The sequence below is a fragment of the Gemella parahaemolysans genome, from assembly GCF_053758945.1.
Window position 1 is genome coordinate 58,210 of sequence record NZ_JBSMTP010000005.1, and the last position, 22,303, is coordinate 80,512.

Annotated in this window: 12 protein-coding genes; 3 read left to right on the forward strand and 9 right to left on the reverse strand. The window is 29.2% G+C overall.

Translation table 11 applies throughout. The features are described from left to right. Positions 1 to 8 precede the first annotated feature (8 nt). The 3 genes from ACWOBP_RS04705 to ACWOBP_RS04715 all read right to left on the reverse strand — a co-directional run bounded on the left by ACWOBP_RS04705 (position 9) and on the right by ACWOBP_RS04715 (position 5,911). On the reverse strand, positions 9 to 1,337 hold the full coding sequence (locus tag ACWOBP_RS04705) for a hypothetical protein (protein WP_455337686.1): 1,329 nt from the start codon (positions 1,335 to 1,337) through the stop codon (positions 9 to 11). 5 nt (positions 1,338 to 1,342) lie between these two features. After that, on the reverse strand, positions 1,343 to 2,158 hold the full coding sequence (locus tag ACWOBP_RS04710) for a 6-phosphogluconolactonase (protein ID WP_455337687.1): 816 nt from the start codon (positions 2,156 to 2,158) through the stop codon (positions 1,343 to 1,345). A gap of 99 nt (positions 2,159 to 2,257) precedes the next feature. Beyond that, the gene (locus ACWOBP_RS04715) at positions 2,258 to 5,911 is read right to left on the reverse strand and encodes a UvrD-helicase domain-containing protein (RefSeq protein ID WP_455337688.1); all 3,654 of its coding nucleotides are present in this window, start codon (positions 5,909 to 5,911) and stop codon (positions 2,258 to 2,260) included. Between the two features lie 122 nt (positions 5,912 to 6,033). Between ACWOBP_RS04715 and ACWOBP_RS04720 the strand changes: the two genes are divergently transcribed. After that, positions 6,034 to 6,864 carry a metallophosphoesterase gene (locus ACWOBP_RS04720; RefSeq protein ID WP_455337689.1) on the forward strand — a complete coding sequence of 277 codons (831 nt, stop codon included), beginning with the start codon at positions 6,034 to 6,036 and terminating at the stop codon, positions 6,862 to 6,864. Between the two features lie 232 nt (positions 6,865 to 7,096). On the opposite strand, the gene pepF is transcribed toward ACWOBP_RS04720, so the two are convergent. The 5 genes from pepF to ACWOBP_RS04745 all read right to left on the reverse strand — a co-directional run bounded on the left by pepF (position 7,097) and on the right by ACWOBP_RS04745 (position 12,785). Further along, the gene (pepF, locus tag ACWOBP_RS04725) at positions 7,097 to 8,899 is read right to left on the reverse strand and encodes an oligoendopeptidase F (RefSeq protein WP_455337690.1); all 1,803 of its coding nucleotides are present in this window, start codon (positions 8,897 to 8,899) and stop codon (positions 7,097 to 7,099) included. A 113-nt stretch (positions 8,900 to 9,012) separates the two neighbouring features. Further along, positions 9,013 to 9,564, reverse strand: a complete 552-nt coding sequence (locus tag ACWOBP_RS04730) for a GNAT family N-acetyltransferase (protein ID WP_455337691.1) — start codon at positions 9,562 to 9,564, stop codon at positions 9,013 to 9,015. Between the two features lie 8 nt (positions 9,565 to 9,572). Then, positions 9,573 to 10,478 carry a metallophosphoesterase family protein gene (locus ACWOBP_RS04735; RefSeq protein ID WP_455337692.1) on the reverse strand — a complete coding sequence of 302 codons (906 nt, stop codon included), beginning with the start codon at positions 10,476 to 10,478 and terminating at the stop codon, positions 9,573 to 9,575. A 64-nt stretch (positions 10,479 to 10,542) separates the two neighbouring features. Beyond that, the gene (locus ACWOBP_RS04740) at positions 10,543 to 11,913 is read right to left on the reverse strand and encodes a sodium:solute symporter family transporter (RefSeq protein ID WP_455337693.1); all 1,371 of its coding nucleotides are present in this window, start codon (positions 11,911 to 11,913) and stop codon (positions 10,543 to 10,545) included. Between the two features lie 26 nt (positions 11,914 to 11,939). Next, the gene (locus tag ACWOBP_RS04745) at positions 11,940 to 12,785 is read right to left on the reverse strand and encodes a sulfurtransferase (RefSeq protein WP_455337694.1); all 846 of its coding nucleotides are present in this window, start codon (positions 12,783 to 12,785) and stop codon (positions 11,940 to 11,942) included. Between the two features lie 236 nt (positions 12,786 to 13,021). Between ACWOBP_RS04745 and ACWOBP_RS04750 the strand changes: the two genes are divergently transcribed. Together ACWOBP_RS04750 and serS are read left to right on the forward strand one after the other, a co-directional pair. After that, positions 13,022 to 16,465, forward strand: coding sequence for a pneumococcal-type histidine triad protein (locus ACWOBP_RS04750; protein ID WP_455337695.1), 3,444 nt, complete (start codon positions 13,022 to 13,024; stop codon positions 16,463 to 16,465). Positions 16,466 to 16,775: 310 nt separating this feature from the next. Further along, complete coding sequence (gene serS / locus ACWOBP_RS04755) at positions 16,776 to 18,056, forward strand: serine--tRNA ligase (protein WP_455337696.1); 1,281 nt, start codon at positions 16,776 to 16,778, stop codon at positions 18,054 to 18,056. A gap of 175 nt (positions 18,057 to 18,231) precedes the next feature. On the opposite strand, the gene ACWOBP_RS04760 is transcribed toward serS, so the two are convergent. Continuing rightward, positions 18,232 to 22,293, reverse strand: coding sequence for a pneumococcal-type histidine triad protein (locus ACWOBP_RS04760; protein WP_455337697.1), 4,062 nt, complete (start codon positions 22,291 to 22,293; stop codon positions 18,232 to 18,234). Positions 22,294 to 22,303 lie beyond the last annotated feature (10 nt).

Below are 22,303 nucleotides of genomic sequence, written 5' to 3' on the forward strand. Positions count from 1 at the left end.
TTTCTCTCCTAATGATCGAATAATTTTAGGCTAGAATTTACTATTTTATTAGATTTTTCTATTACCTCATCATATCTTTCATCTTTTGATAATAATATACTTGTAAATAATGTAATCATATTATTTTGAGCTACCATCATATTACCACATGTATAGAACTTAGCATCTAATTTATTAGTTATATATCCAAAAGGTGAATACCAAAAACCATAACTCACATTATAATTTTCATCAAAAAACTTCTTCGCTACACTTTCTGGATATCCTTTTATTATAGGCATAGGATATAAAAGACTAAGAGCTTTTATCGCCCTTTGAGACTCCTCTACTTTAGAGTGTAAAACAGAATATACATCAAGTTTTTTCCCCATTAGAGTTTTGTCGTCATATACATTAAACTCAGTCCCATAATGAGATTCAAAATCCTCTTTATATTCTTGAATTATTTCTTTTTCATCAAACATAATTGAATAATCATTATTGAATAAGTTCTCTTTCTTTAAATAAAGATGTGCTTTCAAATCATTTTCAGTATAATCCAAAGAAATAAGCGGATTAGTTGTAATAAATAAACTTTTCTTCGATTCGAATGCGATAAAATATCTATTTTTACTCAAAAGATACTTAGTTATCGCTCCTAAAGAAGTATTGCTCTCTAGCAATATCAAGTTTTTTCTTGATAAAACTATACGTTTTAGTTCTTCTTTTTCAATCTGAAGTAGAGCTTTTCTAATATTTTCCTGCCATAACTCTGGATATATTTCCCTTACAACTGAAATCTTAGGATCATTTGAGATTTCATTCTCATCTTCTAGTTTTTTTAAAAATGAGATTCTCTCTGTCCATAACTCAGAAAATTCTTTTTCTTCTTTCATATTAAAGAACAATGTAATATAAACATCATTCCCTTTAAAAACTGCTAGTATTCCCGGTACAACAAATGAAGTATCACTAAAGTCTACCCACTCTTGACCATTTTTATTATTTCCATCTGAGATTCCACCATAAATACCAAAGTATTCACAATCATGCTCATCTATTTCTAAAATACTAACCTGTGCTTTTAATTCCTCAAAACCAGATAGTACACTACTATTATCAAAACTTGTTAAAAAATCATTAGAATCTAATAACCATGTTGCTTCATAACCTATTCCAATTATAGACGTCTTAGTATCGGGTGTTCTTATAATAAACCTCTCACCTTTTTTAGGAGTAAAAAGACTGATAAATTGATCTTCAGAGAAAGTTTTTTTCAATTTAAATTTCACAACAAGCTTATCATCTAGAACTGTATCACTAAAATCATAATCTATAATTTTCTGATAATCATTCATACATATTACCTATCCTTTTTTTTCTCCTCATTTTGTAGTTTTTCTTCTCGCTCTTTAATTTCTAATTTTTTTTGTCTTTGTTTAATAAGTCTATTTACTTCTTCTTCAGATTTATAACTTGCCTCTTTATCTGTAAAAATAAATAAATTCTTATGATTATTTAATATTGATAAAATAGTTTTGTTGTCAGAATCTTCATTTTCAAATAATTCTGCAATATATTTTCTCTTATCACTACCTAATACAACTACAAATAAATTTCTAGCAGCCATTAGATTTTCATACCCGATACTTATTAGTTTATTACCATTAATTTCCATTCCAGCTTCTTGAAGTTGCGATTTCTCCTCATCCGAAAATTCTACAATGTGAAGATTTCTATTTACTTCGTCTGCAAAACGATAGTCAAGTATTCCACCATCAGCTCCTAGGAAAACCACAGCAACATCTATCGGATTATCAGATAATACACCTTTATAAGTATTTAAATCTTCTTCATAATCATTGCTATTCAATATTTGAGGATAGTAAATGTTTTTAGCTTCAACATCTAATTTCTTAAATAACTCATGTCTAGCATATCTATATAGTCCAAATTTTTCTTCAATATCAATATCAGCAAATTCACGTTGTCCTAACATTATTACATGTTTATAACGATATTTTCCTGTTTGATTATCATCTATCATTCTATTCGTAAATTGAGTATTTATAATATTTTCTGGTAAACAGATTACTGCTCCGTCTTCCAAGTTTTTTTCAAATTCATCATACATTCTATTTAAAACTGCTGTTTCACTATTACAAACTATATATTTCACGATTTCACCTCCAAATTATAATAAATCAATTTTTATTATACCACAATTACACTCTGCTAACAACGTGTTAACTTTTTTATGATACTTTGTGATTTTACTCTATTCAATCTCAATCAACTTTGATAATACATACGAATAAACATATGTTTTTATGTTATATAATTTATAATACTCTTCTACTGCTTCTTTATAAATTCTAAGTTGCTCTTTATGTCTATCTCGTAAAACTTCTTCTCCATTTTTACTAGTCACATAATCCGTTTTATAATCTACGATAATTGCTTCCTTATCAGAAATTTTAATAAATAAATCGACAACCCCTTGTAAAATAACATCAAATTCACTTTCACTATCGTCATATAATTCTTTTGCTTTTTTAGTAGTTGTGAATGCTATCTCAGTTTGGCAAAACTTACTTTTAGATACTGATTTTATTAACTCACTATTAATAAAGTTAGTGATTTTTTCTATATCATCTTTATTATTTATATTATCAAATTCCTCTTGAGTTAGTATTCTATATTCTTTTATATTCTGTAGTAAATTATCTGTTTTCTTTAAGCTATCGATGTAATAAACTACATCCGAAATTTCCACTCCTTCTCTCGTATCATTAACTATCTTTTCAAAAAGTTTATGAATGATATTCCCTCTTAAAATCGCCTTACTTGTAGACGTTGATTTTTTTAATGTAGTTAATTCTAAGTAGCCTCGTTTTTCTTTTTTGTGATTCCACTCATTATCTTTAGTATTAATTTTTTTCAAGGCACTGTATGAAGTTTTTGCAGGGAATACTTTATTCTTATACTCTTCCCTTGCATCATTATTACTTTGAATCGCTTCTTTCTGATTCTTACTCTCGAATTGTTCATAAAATTCTTGCAAATCAAATTTCGCACCTTCTTCTTCCTCTTCTAAGGAAGGATTACTCTCATACATTTCAAATAATGCATCTCTTTCATTTTCAAAAATAAATTCTTCACCATAATCACTTAATAAATTATTTAAGATTTTCTCAAAATTATCATCCTCTATTAGTGCTTGATATAATGGTTTATCTTTTGCTTTCTCATTATTTAATTCTATTCCATTAGGACTCACGAGATGTAGCGAATTTTCAGCACGAGTCAGTGCAACGTATAAATTACGCACTTCTTCTTCTCTTTCACGCAATTTTATTAAAATACTATTATATTTATACAACTGATTTAATTTCTCTATAGTACCAGAAGTTAATCCAAGATTTTGCCCTAACTCTTCTACATTGATACTTAAACCAAAGATTTCTGTAAATAATAATTCACCCGTATATCCTCTTTTGCTAAATGAAGTATCTAAATCAGCTACGAAAACTGTCTTGTATTCTAAACCTTTAGAAATGTGGATAGTAGATAATGTTACACTATCATTCGGAGTACGTTTTTTCGTTTCAAATACCTCATCATTTTTAATAGTTTTTAATTGATTCACCAAGCCGCTCAACTTATTATCTATATTTTGATAATCATTAACAATATCTATAAAGTTTTCATAATAATCTAATTCTTCATCATTTACATCAATTGTTACTAAATAATTTTTGAAATCTATATCAGTAGCTATACACTCCAATAGGCTTGGAAGTGAATTGTTTAAACTAAAATTCAACCATTTTTTTAATAAATTTACAGTATTATAATCTTTTTTCTTTTCACTATATTGTAATTTTTCAAAAAGATTTTTCCCTTTTGTTATCGATAACTTTAATAATTCATCATTACTATAATCAAATATCTCAGTATGTAAAACTGCAAGTAAACTAGCATCTCTATTCGTATTATCTAAAAATCTAAGAATATTATACAAAATGTTAAATGAATTAGATTCAGTAAACCCTACCTTTTCCTTAAAGAATAACGGTATATTGTATTTAGAAAAAACTTCTTTAAAACTAGACATTTTTGTACTATTTCTAACTAAAATAACATAATCACTATACTTTTTACCATTTTTGATACCTAATAATATTTCATAAGCAATATTTTCTATAGATTGTTCTCTAAAAGATTTTTTATCTTCTAAATCCTCACCTGTAAAATAGTTAGTCTTACCATTAATTAACCTAGTTGGAATAATTTCAGAGTTATTCTTTTCTTTTTCTTTTGGATAATATAGTGCGCTATCTTCTCCATAACTTACCCCAGCATTCTTATTCCCCATAAGTCTATTAAAAATATAATTACTAGATTTTAATATATTAACATCACTTCTAAAGTTTTCTTTTAGAACTATACAGATTCCTTCAGAATCATCTTCAAAAGAATATTCTTGTTTCTCAGAATAATCATCGATTTCTAGTTTTTTATAACTATTATATTTCTGTTCGAATAAATCAGGATTTGATCCTCTAAAGCCATAGATTGCTTGTTTTACATCTCCTACCCTAAAGAAGCAAACTCCCTCTCCTCTAATTAGATTTAAAATATACTCTTGAAGGTTATTATTATCTTGATACTCATCAACATATATTTCCAAGAAATAATTTTTATAGAACTGGGCCGCTTCACTAGGAACAATTTCTCCATTTTCTTCTCTAGTTAAAGCCTTTATAGCAAGATGATTTAAATCAGAAAAATCTAAAAAATTATTCTCACGTTTTCTCTTTACGAAATCATTGTGCAATTTCTTCAATATACTTGTAATCGACTTAGCCAATAAATTCATTTTTTCTAAAACTTTAAAATAATTTAGATAATCAATAAGAATTTCGTGAACTTCACTTAATAGTCCCGTATCATAAATATTATCTTCAACCTCAAACTGTGTATTAAGTTTACTAATAAGCTCTCCTATCTCTTCAAGTTGTTCTTGATTGCTCTTGAAAGAAACTTCATCTTCTTCTATATACTTTGCAAGCTTCACTTTTTTTGTTTCATCCAAATTTACAAGAGACAATATATCTAATGAACTTTCCTTCTTACTATTTATTAAATACTGTTGTACATACTTACTGAAATCTATCGCAATAGCTATACTTTCCTTTTGAGTTAGCTCACTAACTTTATAAAATTTATCTATTACACTATTTTCTTCAATTTCAAAATCTTTAGTCACTAAATCATTTAGTTTTGTAAAATCTTCATCTAGATAATTTTGAAAATTTGGAATATTTAATAATTTATAGTATAAATCAATAATATAAGAGCTAATATTTTGTTTAGAACCAAATACTGTAAATAATAGGTCAGTCGTATTAGAATCTTCCTGTACTAATTGTTCAAGAACATTTCCTACTGTTTCATTCAATAATCCTTTACTATTCGCAAGTATACTAAAATTAGGTGATAAATATTTAATTTCATCATCAATCTTTTCTTCAACTAGGTAATAAAATTTCTTTAATACATTTAAACAAAAACTATCAATAGTACTTATATAAGCATCATTCATTAACATTCTTTGTTTTCTTAAATATATTAAATCTTCTTCCTTATTGGTAGATAGTAATCGTTCACTGATTTTATTCTCAATTCTTACAATCATATTTTTCGCTGCAGCAGTCGTGAACGTCAGTACTAGCAGTCGATCTATATCCCATCTATTAGAAGCTACCTTTCTTGCAATTCTCTCAGAAAGCACTTCAGTTTTACCACTCCCTGCAGCTGCAGCAACAAGAATATCAGCACCAGTAATAGCTATTGCTTGCCATTGCGGAGCTGAATAAGAGTGTTTTCTAGAAGCGGCTATTTTATCAATCTTCTCAATTTTTATCATATAATTATCCTCTAATTTTACATTAATTATCACTATATATTTTAACATACTTTAAGCTTTATGGTATAATATTTTAAAATACTATTATGTTTATTACTAAATTATTTTAAAGGTGAAATGTAATGAATCGAAAACTTTTAGCACTGGCTCCGATTATTGTAGCTAGTTCAATAATAAGACAAAATAAAAAATTAAAAGTAAGAAAAACAACTCTTAAGTTTGATAAACTGCCTCAAGCTTTTGACAATTTTAAAATCGCTCAAGTCAGCGATATTCACTGTGATAAAGTCGGACATAGCGATTTATCCTTTATAAATAAAATTAAAAACTTTAATCCAGATATGATTGTTATTACCGGAGATATTTTAGATAGCTATAATAACAATATGGATATTGCTTATAATATTTTAAGTCAATTAGCAATAGTAGCCCCATGTTATTTCGTCTCTGGAAATCATGAACTAAGACTTCCTGAAGAATACGAGCAACTTATAAATAGAATGAAAAAACTTAATATTACACATTTACACAACAGTAAGCTATTTATCACAAAAAATAATGAAAGTATTAATTTAGTTGGGGTTGAGGATTATAATTTCTTTAAAAATGAAGATAATTTAAATCATAGAGCAAACTTCATAAAAACTCTAAAAGAACTTTACTCATCAAATCACTTTAATATACTTTTATCACATAGACCTGAGAAATTTCCAATTTACGCAGATATAAAATATGAACTTATCTTTTCAGGTCATGCGCATGGCGGTCAATGGAGAATCCCATTTGTAGGTGGTATTTTCTCTCCTAGTCAAGGTTTCTTCCCAAAATATACTAATGGTAACTATGTTCTAGAAGATTCAACTATGATAGTTTCTCAAGGTCTTGGAAACAGTTCATTCCCTATTAGAATTAATAATAGAATAGAGCTAATCTTAGCAACATTAAAAAAATAAAATAAGTATAATATATCGATTCAAAAAGTTAGAAATCTATTCTTTCTTTTAAGGTTTTCATTTAATTTAATCATTTTAAATAAAACATTTTTCAATATATCTTTAGTATATTTTCCATCAAAAATCTAGAGTATCAATAGAATCTATCTAAGAAATTTAGTTACTAACAAAATATATAAATTTAAAAATCACTTGTATAGCCTGTCTACCTATACAAGTGATTCTGTATATTTTAAAAATATAATTTTTCAAATTTTTCTATTTTTTCTTCGAAGTCTTGAAGGGCTAATTCTATTGGCTCAGGTTTAGACATATCTACACCTGCATTTTTTAGGACCTCAATTGGATAATTAGAGCATCCTTTAGAAAGAAACTCATCGATATAAACTTTAGCGTTTTTACTATCTTCCAAGATTAATTTTGATAATGCTTGTGCTGCAGAATATCCAGTCGCATATTGGTATACATAGTAATTGTAATAGAAGTGGGGTACTCTAGACCATTCATATTTTATATCTTCATCATAAGTAAATACATCACCATAGTATTTCTTGATTAGATTGAAGTATTCAGTATTTAAATATTCAGCTGTTAGAGCTCCCCCATTTTGAAGATGTTGATTAATTTTATGCTCAAATTCAGCAAATTGAGTTTGTCTATATACTGTAGATGTAAAGCCGCTTAATGCCTGGTTAAGTACACGTAGCATACCATTTTTGTTGCCTTCTTTTTCAAATTTATTATAAAGGTATTCCGTTAATAATGCTTCATTACAAGTTGATGCAACCTCTGCAACAAAGATTGAATAATCTCCATATACATATGGCTGATTTTTTCTAGTATAGAATGAGTGCATAGAGTGACCTAATTCGTGAATTAAAGTATATACGTCATTTAATGTTCCATCAAAATTTAATAGTACAAATGGTTTTGTAGTATAACCTCCCCATGAATAAGCTCCAGAACGTTTACCTTTATTTGGATAAACATCAATCCAACGTTCTGTGAATGCTTTTCTCATGTCGTTAACATATTCTTCACCCATTGGTTTAACCGCTTCAAGTACAATATCACGAGCCTCTTCAAATGTGAATTTTAACGGCTCTCCTTTTACCATCGATACTGATCTATCATATAGTCTAAAATCTTCAAAACCTTTTGCTCGTTTATGTAAATTGTAGTATCTTTGTAAAGCAGGGATTTTTTGATTTACTACCGATACTAAATTATCATAAACTTCCTCAGGAATTAAGTTGTTAGATAATGCATTATTTCTTGTTGATGAATATTTATAAACATCTGCATAATATTTTTTTCTTTTTAAGTTTCCACCTAATGTAGAAGCTAATGTATTATTATGTTTTTTAAAATAATTATACAAGGCATGGAATGTATTTTTTCTAAGTACTCTATCCGTACTTTCCATATAAGTTCCATAAGTCCCATGAGTTAAAGTATATTTATTTCCATCTTTATCTTCTACTTGTTCAAATTCAACATCAGCATTATTTAACGCTGAAAAAGTTTCATCACTTGCATTTAAAGCTTCTCCGGCCATTGCAATGATTTTTTCTTGTTCTGGATCTAAAGTGTGAGGACGTTTTTTATTTAGTTTTTCTAACTTAAACTTATAAACTTTCAGTTCATCTAGTTCTTCTACATATCCCAATAATACATCTTCTTCAATAGAAAGTAGTTCCGGTTTTAAAAATGACCATTCCGCATAAAACTTAGAACTTAAATTCATTGTTTTAGCATATAATTCACCGTATTCAGCATCAGTACTATCCTGATCTTTTCTTAGAAAAGCATAAATAGTTAATTGCTCCATTTTTAAAGACATATCTTCTTCGGCTTTAAAAACCTCTAATAGTCCTTTTGCGCCTTCTTTAACTTTTCCTCTATAGTTTTTTATTTCTGGAATAAGTTTTTCTACTTCTTTAAATTGGTTCCAAAAATCTTCATTTGTTTTAAACATTGATTCTAAGTCCCAAGTATTTTCAACTTTTTGATCTTTTCTTAGTAATTCAACCATATTTTTTCTCCTTATGTTTATACATATTCTCAATTATATCATATATTTTAATAATTTGGTAATTTATATTTTTAAAATTAAAATAAATTTTCTGAAAATACGATTTGAGCAACTTATTTTCTTTTTATTAAATGATCATATTCCTCATGACCTATAAATATTTCACATTCTTTTTTAAATCCATAACTTTCGTATAACTTTCTCACTCTATTATTTGATTGTGCAACATTTAAACTTAACTTAGATTCTCCACTATTAACAAATTCTGTTAATAGTTTATTACCAATACCTTCTCCTCTAGCATTAGAAAAAACAAATAATGTATCTAAATAGAATTCTCCTTGTAACACTTCATCATAATCGAAAATTATTGTATCTTCTTTCAAACCAAAGTAACTAATGATTTCACCATACCAAAACTCTTTCATTTTATTGACTTCATCATAATGATATGTAAAAGAGAATCCTTTAATCACACCTTCAGTTTCATATACCGTACAATTTTTATAACTAAATCTATCATATTCAGATGAAAATACATATTCTAAAATCTTTAAAACTTTCTCTTCTGAATAATCTTTAAATATATCTATCTCTAATGACTTAATAAACTTAAATAGTCCTTCTACTACTCTAAAGTCCTCTTTCGTTGCTTTTCTAATCATACGACCTCCTAAACAATAATATCTTCTATTGCTAATGATGTTCCATTAATTATACGATTCTTATAAGAAATACTCGCTGGTGAGCCCTCACTCCAAATTTTTCCAAACCATAACTTGAATTTTTCTATATCAAAATCAACTTTAACTAACTCAACAAATAATTCACCTATTTCTTGTGAAATAATTGCTTTTTCATGCTTACTTCTAGCTATTCTAGTAAATAGACCAAATGTTCGCCCCTGTATATTCGCCATTCCAGCCGCACCATTATTAATAACAATATTTCTTCCATTATTATATACAACTGGTAGACATGTGTGTGTAGTCGCTAATATGTCTATATCATTCTCTTTAAACCAATTGTCTAATTCTTTCTTTCTAGATACTAATTTTAAATTCCCATTTGAACATTCCCAACCTGACATACTTTTTTCGTCACCATGAGTAATTGCAACCCTTTTACCAAAAAAATCTAAAACTAAGGTTTTAGAACGTTCTTTTATGTCATTAAGAATTTGATTACCTTTAATATTTTCTTTCATCATATTATGAATAATGTTTGATCGTTCTACTACTCCATCACTAACGTCCTCAGGATAATTACATCCACATCCTAAAGATGATGTATTATTTAATAGTTCAAATTCAACATTTCCTAAAAGTTTTATACTATCTTTAGATAATTCTTCAATCTTTAAAAAATCTTCCTTTTCGATATCAAACCAATGCATATCACCATTAAAAACTACCTTCGCATTTTCATCATGTGCCATCTTATTGATAATTTCTAAAGCATATCTATTTCCATATAATCCTCCAACTATATAGATTACTTCCTCTTCTAATTTTTTACTTTTCTTTGTCCAATCCTTTTGAAGAATATACTCTAATGAACAATTTCTACCTTTTTCCATACAACTCTCTCCAAATTAAAAATAAAAGTAAAGACTTACCATCTTTACTTTTATTATATTATATTTATTTATTTTTTGCGAACATTCCTGGCACTACATAACCAATAGTACACAAAATTAATCCGTATAAATTAACTCCTAGTAGTAATGCATTCTTACCTGTACCAATAGCCCAACTTGTAGGAATTAAATTAATAGTTAATAGTATTCCTAAAATAATTCCAATCCAAAAACTTAAGTGGAATCCTAGTTTTGTTGGTTTAACAAAACCGTATAGTAAGAAAATCGGTGCTAGTCCAATTACCATTGTTCCACTAATCGTTGTAGCTTTAAGAATATCTGTTCCCATAATCATTGGAAGATTACCTATAATCGCAAATGCAATCATAAATAAAACAGCTACTTTCTTAGGATTTTTTAATCCTCTATTAGACATTTCTGGTAAGTCCTTAGCAGTTAACTTCCCTAAACTTGCAAATGTAGAGTCAAGCGTAGAACCTGCTGCCGATATCATTACTACTATCATAGCAAAATACCCTACGACACCTAAAGTTTTACCTAAAGCTGCTGGAACGTTGCTACTTACTTCCATTCCAATTAATTTCGCATGAATTCCAATAAAACTAAAGATTAGAATAGAGAAGAATCCTAGTATACCAGATACGAAAAATGCACGAAGCATAGTCTTCTCACTAGCTATGAATCCTCTATCTGTAAGTACTGGATCATGGAATGGATAACTAAATAATTGTAGAATTGTTACTAGTAACATATCTACACCTGCGTTCATCGCCCAATTACCTGATGTTACAAAATCACTAATGTTGTGTTGCGGTAAAATTAAAGTAACTACCCAACCAACAAAGAATATAAAAATAACGGCTTGAATAACATCAGTTACGATTGAGCTTCTTAATCCACCAAGTACAGTATACCCCAAAGTAATAGCAGTAAATAGAATTGCAGAGATAATAAACTCTTTACTACCTGCTTTCCCATAATATCCACCTACAACAGAAGTATTACTCCATACTTCATTAAATAAACGAATAAGTATCGCTGCTGAAAATACAACAGAAGCTGCCTTTCCATAATTAGAAGTTAAGAAACTTACTAATCCTTTTGCTTGGTACTTTGTTCTTAATCTATAAATTGCTAAACCACAAATAGGAATACAAAGCCAATATGTTGCATAGGCTAATCCACCTACAAATCCATATTGAGCACCTAAGTTTGCAGCATTTGTTACAGATTTAGCAAAAATCCAACTTATAAAAATACTTAACATAAGCATCATCTCAGTAGGTTTTTCACCTCTGTTACCATCACCTCTAAAGAATCCTGCTTCTGTTACTTTCTTAGGTGATAATAAAAACATTACCACTCCATAAACAATTAAAAATCCCCAAAATAGATATCCTGTCATATCATTCATTTTCTATAATATTTCTCCTTATTATTTTAATCTAATACTACTTCTCCAACATTAGCATATCTTGCAAATGAAGGTTCATAATTTCGTACTTTAAAACCTAACTCTTCTAATATTACCGCAACGTACGAAGCACGAACTCCAGTAGTACAATAAGTAACCTGTAGTTTATTTTTATCTAAGCCTCTGTCAGTTACATATTTTTCTAATTCTTCTCTAGATTTTAAGAATCCATTATTATCAACTAACGTATTAAATGGAAGTGAAATTGCACCAGGAATATGACCTGCTTTATTCTCTCCATAAATTACACGACCATTATATTCAACTTCTAATCTAGTATCAATAATTTGAACATCTGTATTACCTATTTTTAATAATAATTCGTCTGTATAAATAGCTTTATCATTTTGAGTTGCTTCGCTACGAACTACATCGTTAACATCAATTCTGTCAATTGATGGTTCATAATTTTTATTAAATCCTAATTTTTCAACTTGTTTATATCCACCATCGATAAATTTAACATTATCAAATCCTGCATAACTAAATGTATACAGAACTCTTGCTTCATCTCCAAATCCTTGTTCAGGCATGGTAAAACCATATACTAGTACTTCAGATTCATCGGTAATTCCTAGTTTAGAAAAAATTTGTTGATAATTCTCTTTAGATAATAATTTTCCCAGTTCTTCTCCACCAAATTCTCCAAGCAAACTTATATCAGTCCAATCAACAACAATTGCTTTGTCATACATTAAAGAACCTTCTTCAAGCATTCCTCCACGTGCATCTATGACAACTACATTGTTATTTGTTCTATTATTTAATAAATACTCAGCATCAACCAACTTTTTAAAATCAAATTGTGTCATAACTGTTCCTCCTTTCTGATTATACTATTATTTATTATAACATAGCTTTTAATTAAAAAATATAATTTCGCTTTCTAAATATCATAAAATTATTATATTTTTAAAATAATTAAGTATATACAAATATATCAGCAATATTTTTTCACAAATCGTAAACACAACTATTTACAATCGTAAATAATCATGTTATAATAAATCGGAATTGTTTTGAATTGAATGATTAAGGAGAAAAGAGAATGAACAAGAAAAAAATAATTATTACTGGTGCATGCGGTTCGTTAGTAATCGGACTATCTGCATTTGCAGGATACGAATACGGGAAACATCAAGCATATGAAACAGCACCGCTAGTACAAAATACAGCACAAGCAAAAAAAATTAATTACTCTGACAAAGTTAGCTCGGTAGTGGTAAGTGAAATTACTGAAGATGGTTATGTTACACTCCACGGAAATCACAGCCATTACGAAAAAGGATTAGTACCATATAACGCTAAAATTCTTGATTCATTAGTTTATAAAAACAAAGATTATAAACTAAAAAATGAAGATATTCAGTATGAACTTGCAGAAGGTTATGTTATAAAAGTCAACGGTAAATATTACTACTATCCTAAAGAAGGTATTACTCAAAATAATGTTGTTGACGAAAATACTGGAAAAGAAATCTCAGCACACGCACATCATCACCATCACCACCATAGTGAATCTAAAGGAAGTGGAGATAACTACACATTTAATCCAAAAGACATAGTAAGTGAAACTCAAGATGGTTACGTTGTTCGTCACGGCGATCACTTCCACTATATTAAGAAAAGTGAGTTATCAGCTTCTCAATTATCACAAGCAAAAGAATCTGGAGTTAATCCTTCTTTAGCATCATCAGCTGCAGGAGTAACAACTCCAACGAGTGATGGCTATATCTTTAAAGGCGAAAGTGATATTATAGGAAGAAACAGTTTTGGCTTTATAGTTCAACACGGAAGTCACCAACATATTATCCCATATTCACAGTTAAGAGGAACACAATGGGAGTATTTATTAAATAATCAAGGAGCTACAACTAACAACACTAATACAACAGTAGTAAACACTCCAAAAACTAATATAGTAAATGACAATCATCATGAACATTCATCAGAACATGAAGATGATTATAAATTTGATCCAAAAGATATCGTAAGTGAAGATGAAAATGGATATACAGTACGTCATGGAGATCATTTCCACTATATTCCAAAGAATAAGGTAGAAAAACCTGCTGAAACTGTTAAGCCAGCTCCAGTTATTCCAACTCCTACTTTACCTGAGGTAAAAAATGAAGAGAAACCAAAAGTAGAAGAAACAGTTGTAAGACCTAGCATTTTATCATTTGCTGGAGTTCAATTTGAGACTAGCGATGGTTTTGTTTTAAACGAAAATACTGTTGGCACTCCGAATTCATTAGGATTAGTGGTTGATCATAATGGACACCAACACTTTGTATACTACAAACAATTAGTAAATTCTAAATTTGAAAAATTAATTCCTGAAAAATATTTAGAACAAGCTAAAAAAGAATATAAGGAATTAGAAGATAAAGTAACTGAAAAAATAAACTATTTATCAAGTAAAAATAACATTAATAAAAATACAATTAAATATGTATCTACGGAAAAAGGAGATGCCCTTTCATATGACGGTAAAACAACATTATTAGATGATATTAATGTTAACGATGTAACTGAAGCACCTACTGAAAAGCCAGTAGAAAACAACAAAGAAGAAAATAATACAGAAAAAGAAATTAAAGAAAATTATTCTGAAGAAGTGACTAAAAAAATTAATCACCTAGCTAAAATACTAGGAATTGACCCTAAACTTATTAAATTAGTAGAAACTGAAAATGGTCAAGCATTAGCTTACCCTCATGGTGATCATAGTCACATTGTATTATTAAATGCAATTCATATTGATGAAACTGATGTTACAATAACTGAAGAGATCCAAAAACAAATTAATTACATCGCTGAAGTTTACGGAGTACCAAAAGAAGCTGTTAAAGTAACAAAAGATTTCTTCGTATTTAATGAACCAGCTCATGCTTACGATCCAACACACATTCACCCATATCTAATTCCTCGCGAGAAATTCCATATTCCAGAAGTTACAGGTGATGATGAAGTGGATTTTGAAAATGAATTACTTGCTTTATCAAAACGTACAGGTATTCCTGCAGATAAAATCAAACGTGACGGGGATAAATTTGTAATTCCTCATGGAGATCATGATCATTTTGTTAAAATTTTATCTAAAGGAGCTGACATCTACTACAAAAATAGAATTCCTAATATCACAGGAAACTATGTTGCGGGAGACTTTGATAAAGAAGCTGTATTCAAACGTATCGAGGAACTTAAAGCTAATAACCTTGCTAAACACAGCAATGATAAAAAGCAAGCAAACCGTGTAAATCGTGCACTAGATCAATTACGCGCAACAATAGAAGAATTACCAACCAACTCTACTGACGGATACCTTGAAATGTTGAATAATTTTGACAAAAAATACATTCAAGAAGAAGCTAATGCGAATACTTCTAAAAATGATGAATTAGTTAAAAAATATAATACTCTACTAAATAGAATCAAAGATACTGATATTGAAAAATATGGTCTTTCAAAAACTGACTTAACTAATGAGTTAAATGAAGCTAGCTCAAATAAAGATGCTAATACACTAAATAAAGTTAGTCATATGCTAGATGAACTTCAAAAATTTGAAGATCGTGAAAGTATTACAACTGTAAGTTACATCAAATACTTCTTGGAGAATATAGATAGTGATAAGATTGATAACCAACTACGTGAAGAACTTGCTTCTCTTGTAAAAGATTCATATGAATCTCAAGCATTCATCACTAGAACCCCTATGAGAACACTTGTTACAAGACTTATTAATGCGAAAAATGCTCTTCACTACGCACTAGAACACAATGAAAGTTCAAAAGTAGAATTTGGTGAAAAATATAATAAATTAAATGAGACTGACAGTGATGGTGCAACACTTCGCTCTTCAGCTGAACAATTCGCTAAAGAAGCAAACGATCCTTCATTCCCAATCGAATTCTCTAATGCCAAGTATGACAAAGCAGATTTTGAAAAATATGCAAATAAAACAACAGAGAAAACTGAATTAACTACTCCAGCCACTGAAGTAAAACCAGAAGAAGAAAAAGATAATAACACAAATAATGAAAGTAACACTGGAAATCAACCAAACAATGAAGTAAGTACTCCTAAAGAAGAAAATAATACGACAGATAATAAAAAAGTAGAACTTACTCCAGCAGAAACTGCAAAAGTAAACTTACTTGCGGGAATCTTTAAACTTTCTCCAGATTCGCTGAATATTATTGAAACACCATATGGAAAAGCGGTAAACTTCACACTTGGTGGAAAAGCTGAAACGATACTAATTAATGATATCGACAGATTACTTGCTGCATTATTAGCAAGTGCTAAACCAAAAGAACCTTCAACAGAAAATGAAAATAGTACGACTCTTAACTCAGAAAACAAAGTTTCTAGTAGCAACAATACAACTACAGTAGAGCCAAAAAACAACACAGAAAAAGAAGATACTTCTAACAGTACTACATCAAAAGAAGAAACAACCAACAACCAAACAGAAGAGAAATAATCTAAAAAGACTTGACAAAAAAGATAAAAATAGAGTAAAATTAGGTTAAATAGATATATAAAATTTGATTATAGACATGTTTTAATCTAAAAACATTCCCAGAGAGGGCACAGATGCTGAAAGTGCTTATTGTTTATTTTAAAATTCTACTATAAATAATATCAAATTAATTTACAAGAATCTTTTAGATTGAATTTGGGTGGAACCACGGTATAGAAATTAATCGTCCCTTGCGTCTTTGACGTAAGGGATTTTTTATTTTACTTGTAAAATTCAATCAAAATAAATTATTTAGAAGGAGCATATAATTATGTTAGATATTAAATTATTCAGAGCAAATCCTGAAATGGTAAAAGAAAAATTAGCAGCAAGAAACTTAGAAACAGATGTAGTTGATCTACTTATCGACTTAGATAAAAAACGTCGTGAGCTACTTGTTCAAGTGGAAGATCTAAAAGCACTTCGTAACAAAAAAAGTGAAGAGATTGCAATCTTAAAAAGAAAACGTGAAGATGCTTCAGATGTAATAGCTGATATGAAAAAAGTTTCTGATGAAATTACAACTCGTGATATTGAAGTTAAACAAATCGCAGAAGAAATTAATGAAAAAATTATTAGAATCCCTAACCTTATCTCTGATGAGACTCCTATCGGTGAAGATGAAGATGAAAACATCGAAGTTCGTCGTATTGGACAAGTAAGAGAATTTGACTTTGAACCAAAAGCCCACTGGGATTTAGTTGAAGAATTAGACATTGCAGATTTCGAACGTGCAGCCAAAATCTCTGGAAGTAGATTCGTATACTACAAAAAAGCTGGAGCTCTTCTTGAACGTGCATTAATCAACTTTATGATTGATACTCACGTTGTTGAACATGGATATGAAGAATTCATGGTACCTCAATTAGTTAATAGAACTGCACTATTTGGTACAGGTCAATTTCCTAAATTCGTTGAAGATGTATATACAGTTGAATCAGAAGGTTTAACTCTTATCCCAACGGCCGAAGTTCCATTAACAAACTACTACAATGGAGAGATCTTAACTGAAGATATGTTACCAAAAGGAGTTACAGCATTCAGTATCTGTTTCAGATCTGAAGCAGGAAGCGCAGGTCGTGATACTCGTGGATTAATCCGTCTTCACCAATTCAATAAAGTAGAAATGGTTCGCTTTGCTAAACCTGAAAATTCATACGAACAATTAGAAATAATGACAGGACATGCTGAAAATATCCTTAAAAAATTAAACTTACCATATCGTGTAATTACTCTATGTTCTGGAGATACAGGATTCTCTAGTGCTAAAACTTACGATATCGAAGTTTGGTTACCAAGTTATAATGCATATAAAGAAATCAGTTCTTGTTCAAACTGTACAGATTTCCAAGCGCGTCGTGCAAACATGCGTTTCAAACGTGAAGATACTGGAAAAGTTGAATTCCTTCACACATTAAACGGTTCTGGATTAGCGGTAGGACGTTGTCTAGCAGCTATTATCGAAAACTATCAAAATGAAGATGGTTCTATCACGGTACCCGAGGTTCTTCGTCCATACATGAGAGGAATCACTAAAATTGAAAGAGACTAGTTAATTATTCTCTAAAACAATAAATAAAGAACCTATAAAGAAAGACTCAAAGAGTTTACATAAACTCCTTGAGTCTTTTTCCCAGTCCGTATCAACTAAAAAACCTTTATAAAAAGATAATAGCTTTAGGTTATCTCTTCCCACTCCACTATCTTTTATTTTTTATAATATAAAGTTATGCACTAATTTGAGTTTTTTCAAACTTATCTAATGCTTGTAAATAACCATCTGTTGCTGTAACATGCCAGGCTAAACTAACGTCTCTAAAGTTATTCAACCAATTTAGTACTTTTCTTAATTTCGCTGGATTATTAGCAAGTATAGTCTGAGCTTTATTTTCTAATTCTGTTAATCTACTATTAACTACAGCTTCATCAATATTCCCATTTACTTTTGGAATCTCTATATAGGGTATTTTGTTTTGATTATATAATCTCCATCCAGGACTCTTAATTGGATAATAATGGTTGTGATCACCATGATTTACTATCATTTGTCCATCTTGTACCTGAATATGTTCAACTGTTGTATTCATACTGCTTGCCAATGCTGTTATTTCTTTTTCAAAATCTCCTTCTAAATCTGAACTCATCGCTGGAACAGTTATATCTCTAAGTGCAATACGTTTAACTACTCCGTTATAGTTAAATACTAACATGTTACTCTCAACTGAAATATCACTAACATTTATTCCATAGAATAGAGAAATATAATTTTTCTTGCTGTCTAATGTTGCTTTATCTTCAGTTGTTGCTTCACCTTTCTTAGCCAAAAATTCTTTTGCTTCTTCTAATTGTTTAGCTGATAAATCAGATTTTTTAACGAAGTGATTATGATCACCATGTTTTACAATATAGCCATCTGCTTCTTCACTAACAATATTATTCACATCGAATACAAAATCATGTTCTTCTACTTCATTATGATTTGCTACTTCTGAAGCATGCTCAGCTTCTGTATTAGGCGACTCGGTAGCTGAATTTTCTTTATTAGCTATCTCGTTAGTTGGTTCAACTAAATTTTCTTTAACTTGTTTTCTTATTTCACTCAATTGTTTTTCTAAATCAATTTGTTTATTTCTACTTTGATCTACACTGTAAGACATATCAAGATAAATAATACGAGCTTTTTGTTTTAATTCATCAGCGACTTCTGAAGATAATTTTTTCTCTTCTTTAAGTTTTAATATTTCTTCTTGTAATTTTTCTGCTTGCTCTGTAATAAAATCAGCAGACAATGTATAGTTATCTTTTATATCTCCTCCTTCAACTTTTTCAAAATTACTCATTATTCCTTTTGGAATATTTCCATCACTTGGAATTTCTAACTCTTCTTTTGGAAGAGTATTATGACTTATATCTAGGTATTCTAAAGTTTTATTTTTTTCTTTTAATGCTAATGTAGATACATAGTTATTTGACATTGTTAAGTATTTTAGGGCTGTAAGATTATTTACATTTTCCATTAATTTAATAACATTGTTATTTACTGTTAGATTAATCAATTTATCTTGTTTATTAGATGGGAACTCACTAATTTTATTGGCACTGGCATCTAAATTTTCAAGTGCAGGTAGTTTATTAATGTTATTAATATCTTCTAATTTATTGTTTTTAATTTCTATACTTGTAATTGTACTGTTTTCAAAATCTAAACTATCAATTTTATTATTATTAACTTCTACACTTTCTAAAACTTTAGCATTTTTCAAATGAGATAATGTTGTTATTTTATTATCATTTGCCACTATTTTTTTCAACTTAGGTAAGTTAGAAACAACACTCAAGTCCCTTATATTAGTATTATTCACCGTCAGCTGTTCTAAATTATCATTTTTCAAGGTCGACAATTCTAACCCACTGTTGTTAGATAAGAATAAACGTTCTAATTCATTTTTGTTACTCAATGCATCTAATTTTGTAATATTATTATTTTCAAGACTAACTGCTTTTAAGTGATTTAAATCTTTTAGAGGTGAGATATCCTTAATCTTGTTATTGTCTAAATTCAACGACTCTAAGTTAGTAAGATTTTTTAGTACTTCAATATTTTCTATATTATTTCCTGCAGCAGATACCAATTTTAAATTTGGATAATCTTTTAAGAATGAAATATCTTGTATATCATTTTCAGAGAAATCTATTCCTTCTAATGTAGGAATATTTTTTATAAATGAATAATCTTTAATACCTGTTCTTGATACGTATAATTGTTTCAATTTCTTGAATTTATAAACAGGTGTAATGTCATTGATAGAAGTATATCCAATACCTAGAACCTCAATATTTGGCATAAGATCCAATCCATTTCTTTTAAGTGGATCTTTATTTTGACCTATGTTTAGATACTTAACAGTTTTTAACCACTCTTTCATTTTCTCTACACTTGTTTCTTGTGTAGGAAAGTCAGTATCAGCTGATGCATGTTGAATATCATGGATAATGTCATCATCAAACCCTAATTTTTTCAGCGTCTCAGCTCCCAAATTACTATGTGGATCTGCCAAAGGTTTAGATGTATTTACATCTTTAACCAATATAGTATGGCTATGATCTCCATGTGGATATACCAGTGCCTTACCTTCTGCTGTTTCAATTACTTTTATAGAACTTTTATCTATATTTAATTGTTTAGCAACATAATCGATTTTTTCTTCAATTTCTTTTTCTTCTCTAATGTTTTCTTGATTATTTCCCTCAACATTAGAAGTAGTATTACTTTCTGAATTATTATTATTTTCTATTTTTTCATTAACACTAATATCTTTTAACAATTCTATTTTTCCATCATAAGATATTGCATCTCCATTAGAAGTACTTACATAACTAAATTTTTCTTTACCTAAATTATGTTTCTTAGAAAGATAATCAATCTTCTTATTAACTTCTTTTTCTAACTTGTCGTACTCTTCTTTAGCTTGATTCAGATGTTGATATGGAATAAGTTTTTCCCACTTAGAATTAACTAATTGTTTGTAAAATACAAAGTGTTGGTGTTCACCATGAACTACAAAAAATCCTGTTGAAGTTGGTGTTCTTATACTATCTTCAGATAGTTTAAATCCATCACTAGTCTCAAATTGAATTCCAGCAAATAATAAAATGCTAGGTCTTACAACTACTTCTTCTACTTTTGGTTTCTCTTCATTTTTCACCTCAGGTAAAGTAGGAATAGTTGGTGCTGGTTTGACGCTTTCTTTAGGTTTGTTTACTTTACTCTTTTGAATATAGTGGAAGTGGTCCCCGTGACGTACTGTATATCCATTTTCATCCTCACTTACTATATCTTCTGGATCAAATTTATTATCGTCTACATGTTCTGATGAATATTCCTGATGATCATGATGATTGTCATTTTCTATATTAGTTTTTTGAGTGTTTATTACTGTCGTATTAGTGCTACTAGTTGTAGTTCCTTGATTATTTAATAAATACTCCCATTGTGTTCCTCTTAACTGTGAATATGGGATAATATGTTGGTGACTTCCGTGTTGAACTATAAAGCCAAAACTGTTTCTTCCTATAATATCACTTTCGCCTTTAAAAATATAGCCATCACTCGTTGGAATTGTCACTCCTGCAGTTGTTGATGCTAAAGAAGAATTAACTCCAGATTGCTTTGCTTGTGATAATTGTGAAGATGATAATTCATTTTTCCTAATATAGTGGAAGTGATCTCCATGGCGAACTACATAGCCATCTTGAGTTTCACTTACAATATCTTTTGGATTAAATGTGTAGCTATCTTCATTTTCTTTAGTTTCGCTAGAGTCACCATGATGGTGATGATGATGTGCGTGTGCTGAAATTTCTTTTGCAGTATTTTCATCTACAACATTATTTTGAGAAATTCCTTCTTTTGGATAGTAGTAATATTTACCATTAACCTTTATAACGTATCCTTCTGCAAGTTCATATTGAATATCTTCATTTTTTAGTTTGTAGTATTTATTTTTATAAACTAATGAATCAAGAATTTTAGCGTTATATGGTACTAATCCTTTTTCGTAATGGCTGTGATCTCCGTGGAGTGTAACATAACCATCTTCAGTAATTTCGCTTACCACTATCGAGCTAACTTTATCGGAATAATTAATTTTTTTTGCTTGTGCTGTATTTTGTACTAGTGGAGTTGTCTCATATGTTTGGTGTTTTCCATATTCATATCCTACGAATGCAGATAAACCAATTACTAATGAACCACATGCACCAGTAATAATCTTTTTTTTCTTGTTCATACTATTTTCT

Excerpts from the sequence above, each read along its gene's own strand:
- ACWOBP_RS04705 (WP_455337686.1), bottom strand. The coding sequence starts at position 1,337 with ATGAATGATTATCAGAAAATTATAGATTATGATTTTAGTGATACAGTT.
- ACWOBP_RS04715 (WP_455337688.1), bottom strand. The coding sequence starts at position 5,911 with ATGATAAAAATTGAGAAGATTGATAAAATAGCCGCTTCTAGAAAACAC.
- ACWOBP_RS04720 (WP_455337689.1), top strand. The coding sequence starts at position 6,034 with ATGAATCGAAAACTTTTAGCACTGGCTCCGATTATTGTAGCTAGTTCA.
- pepF (WP_455337690.1), bottom strand. The coding sequence starts at position 8,899 with ATGGTTGAATTACTAAGAAAAGATCAAAAAGTTGAAAATACTTGGGAC.
- ACWOBP_RS04730 (WP_455337691.1), bottom strand. The coding sequence starts at position 9,564 with ATGATTAGAAAAGCAACGAAAGAGGACTTTAGAGTAGTAGAAGGACTA.
- ACWOBP_RS04735 (WP_455337692.1), bottom strand. The coding sequence starts at position 10,478 with ATGGAAAAAGGTAGAAATTGTTCATTAGAGTATATTCTTCAAAAGGAT.
- ACWOBP_RS04740 (WP_455337693.1), bottom strand. The coding sequence starts at position 11,913 with ATGAATGATATGACAGGATATCTATTTTGGGGATTTTTAATTGTTTAT.
- ACWOBP_RS04745 (WP_455337694.1), bottom strand. The coding sequence starts at position 12,785 with ATGACACAATTTGATTTTAAAAAGTTGGTTGATGCTGAGTATTTATTA.
- ACWOBP_RS04750 (WP_455337695.1), top strand. The coding sequence starts at position 13,022 with ATGAACAAGAAAAAAATAATTATTACTGGTGCATGCGGTTCGTTAGTA.
- serS (WP_455337696.1), top strand. The coding sequence starts at position 16,776 with ATGTTAGATATTAAATTATTCAGAGCAAATCCTGAAATGGTAAAAGAA.
- ACWOBP_RS04760 (WP_455337697.1), bottom strand. The coding sequence starts at position 22,293 with ATGAACAAGAAAAAAAAGATTATTACTGGTGCATGTGGTTCATTAGTA.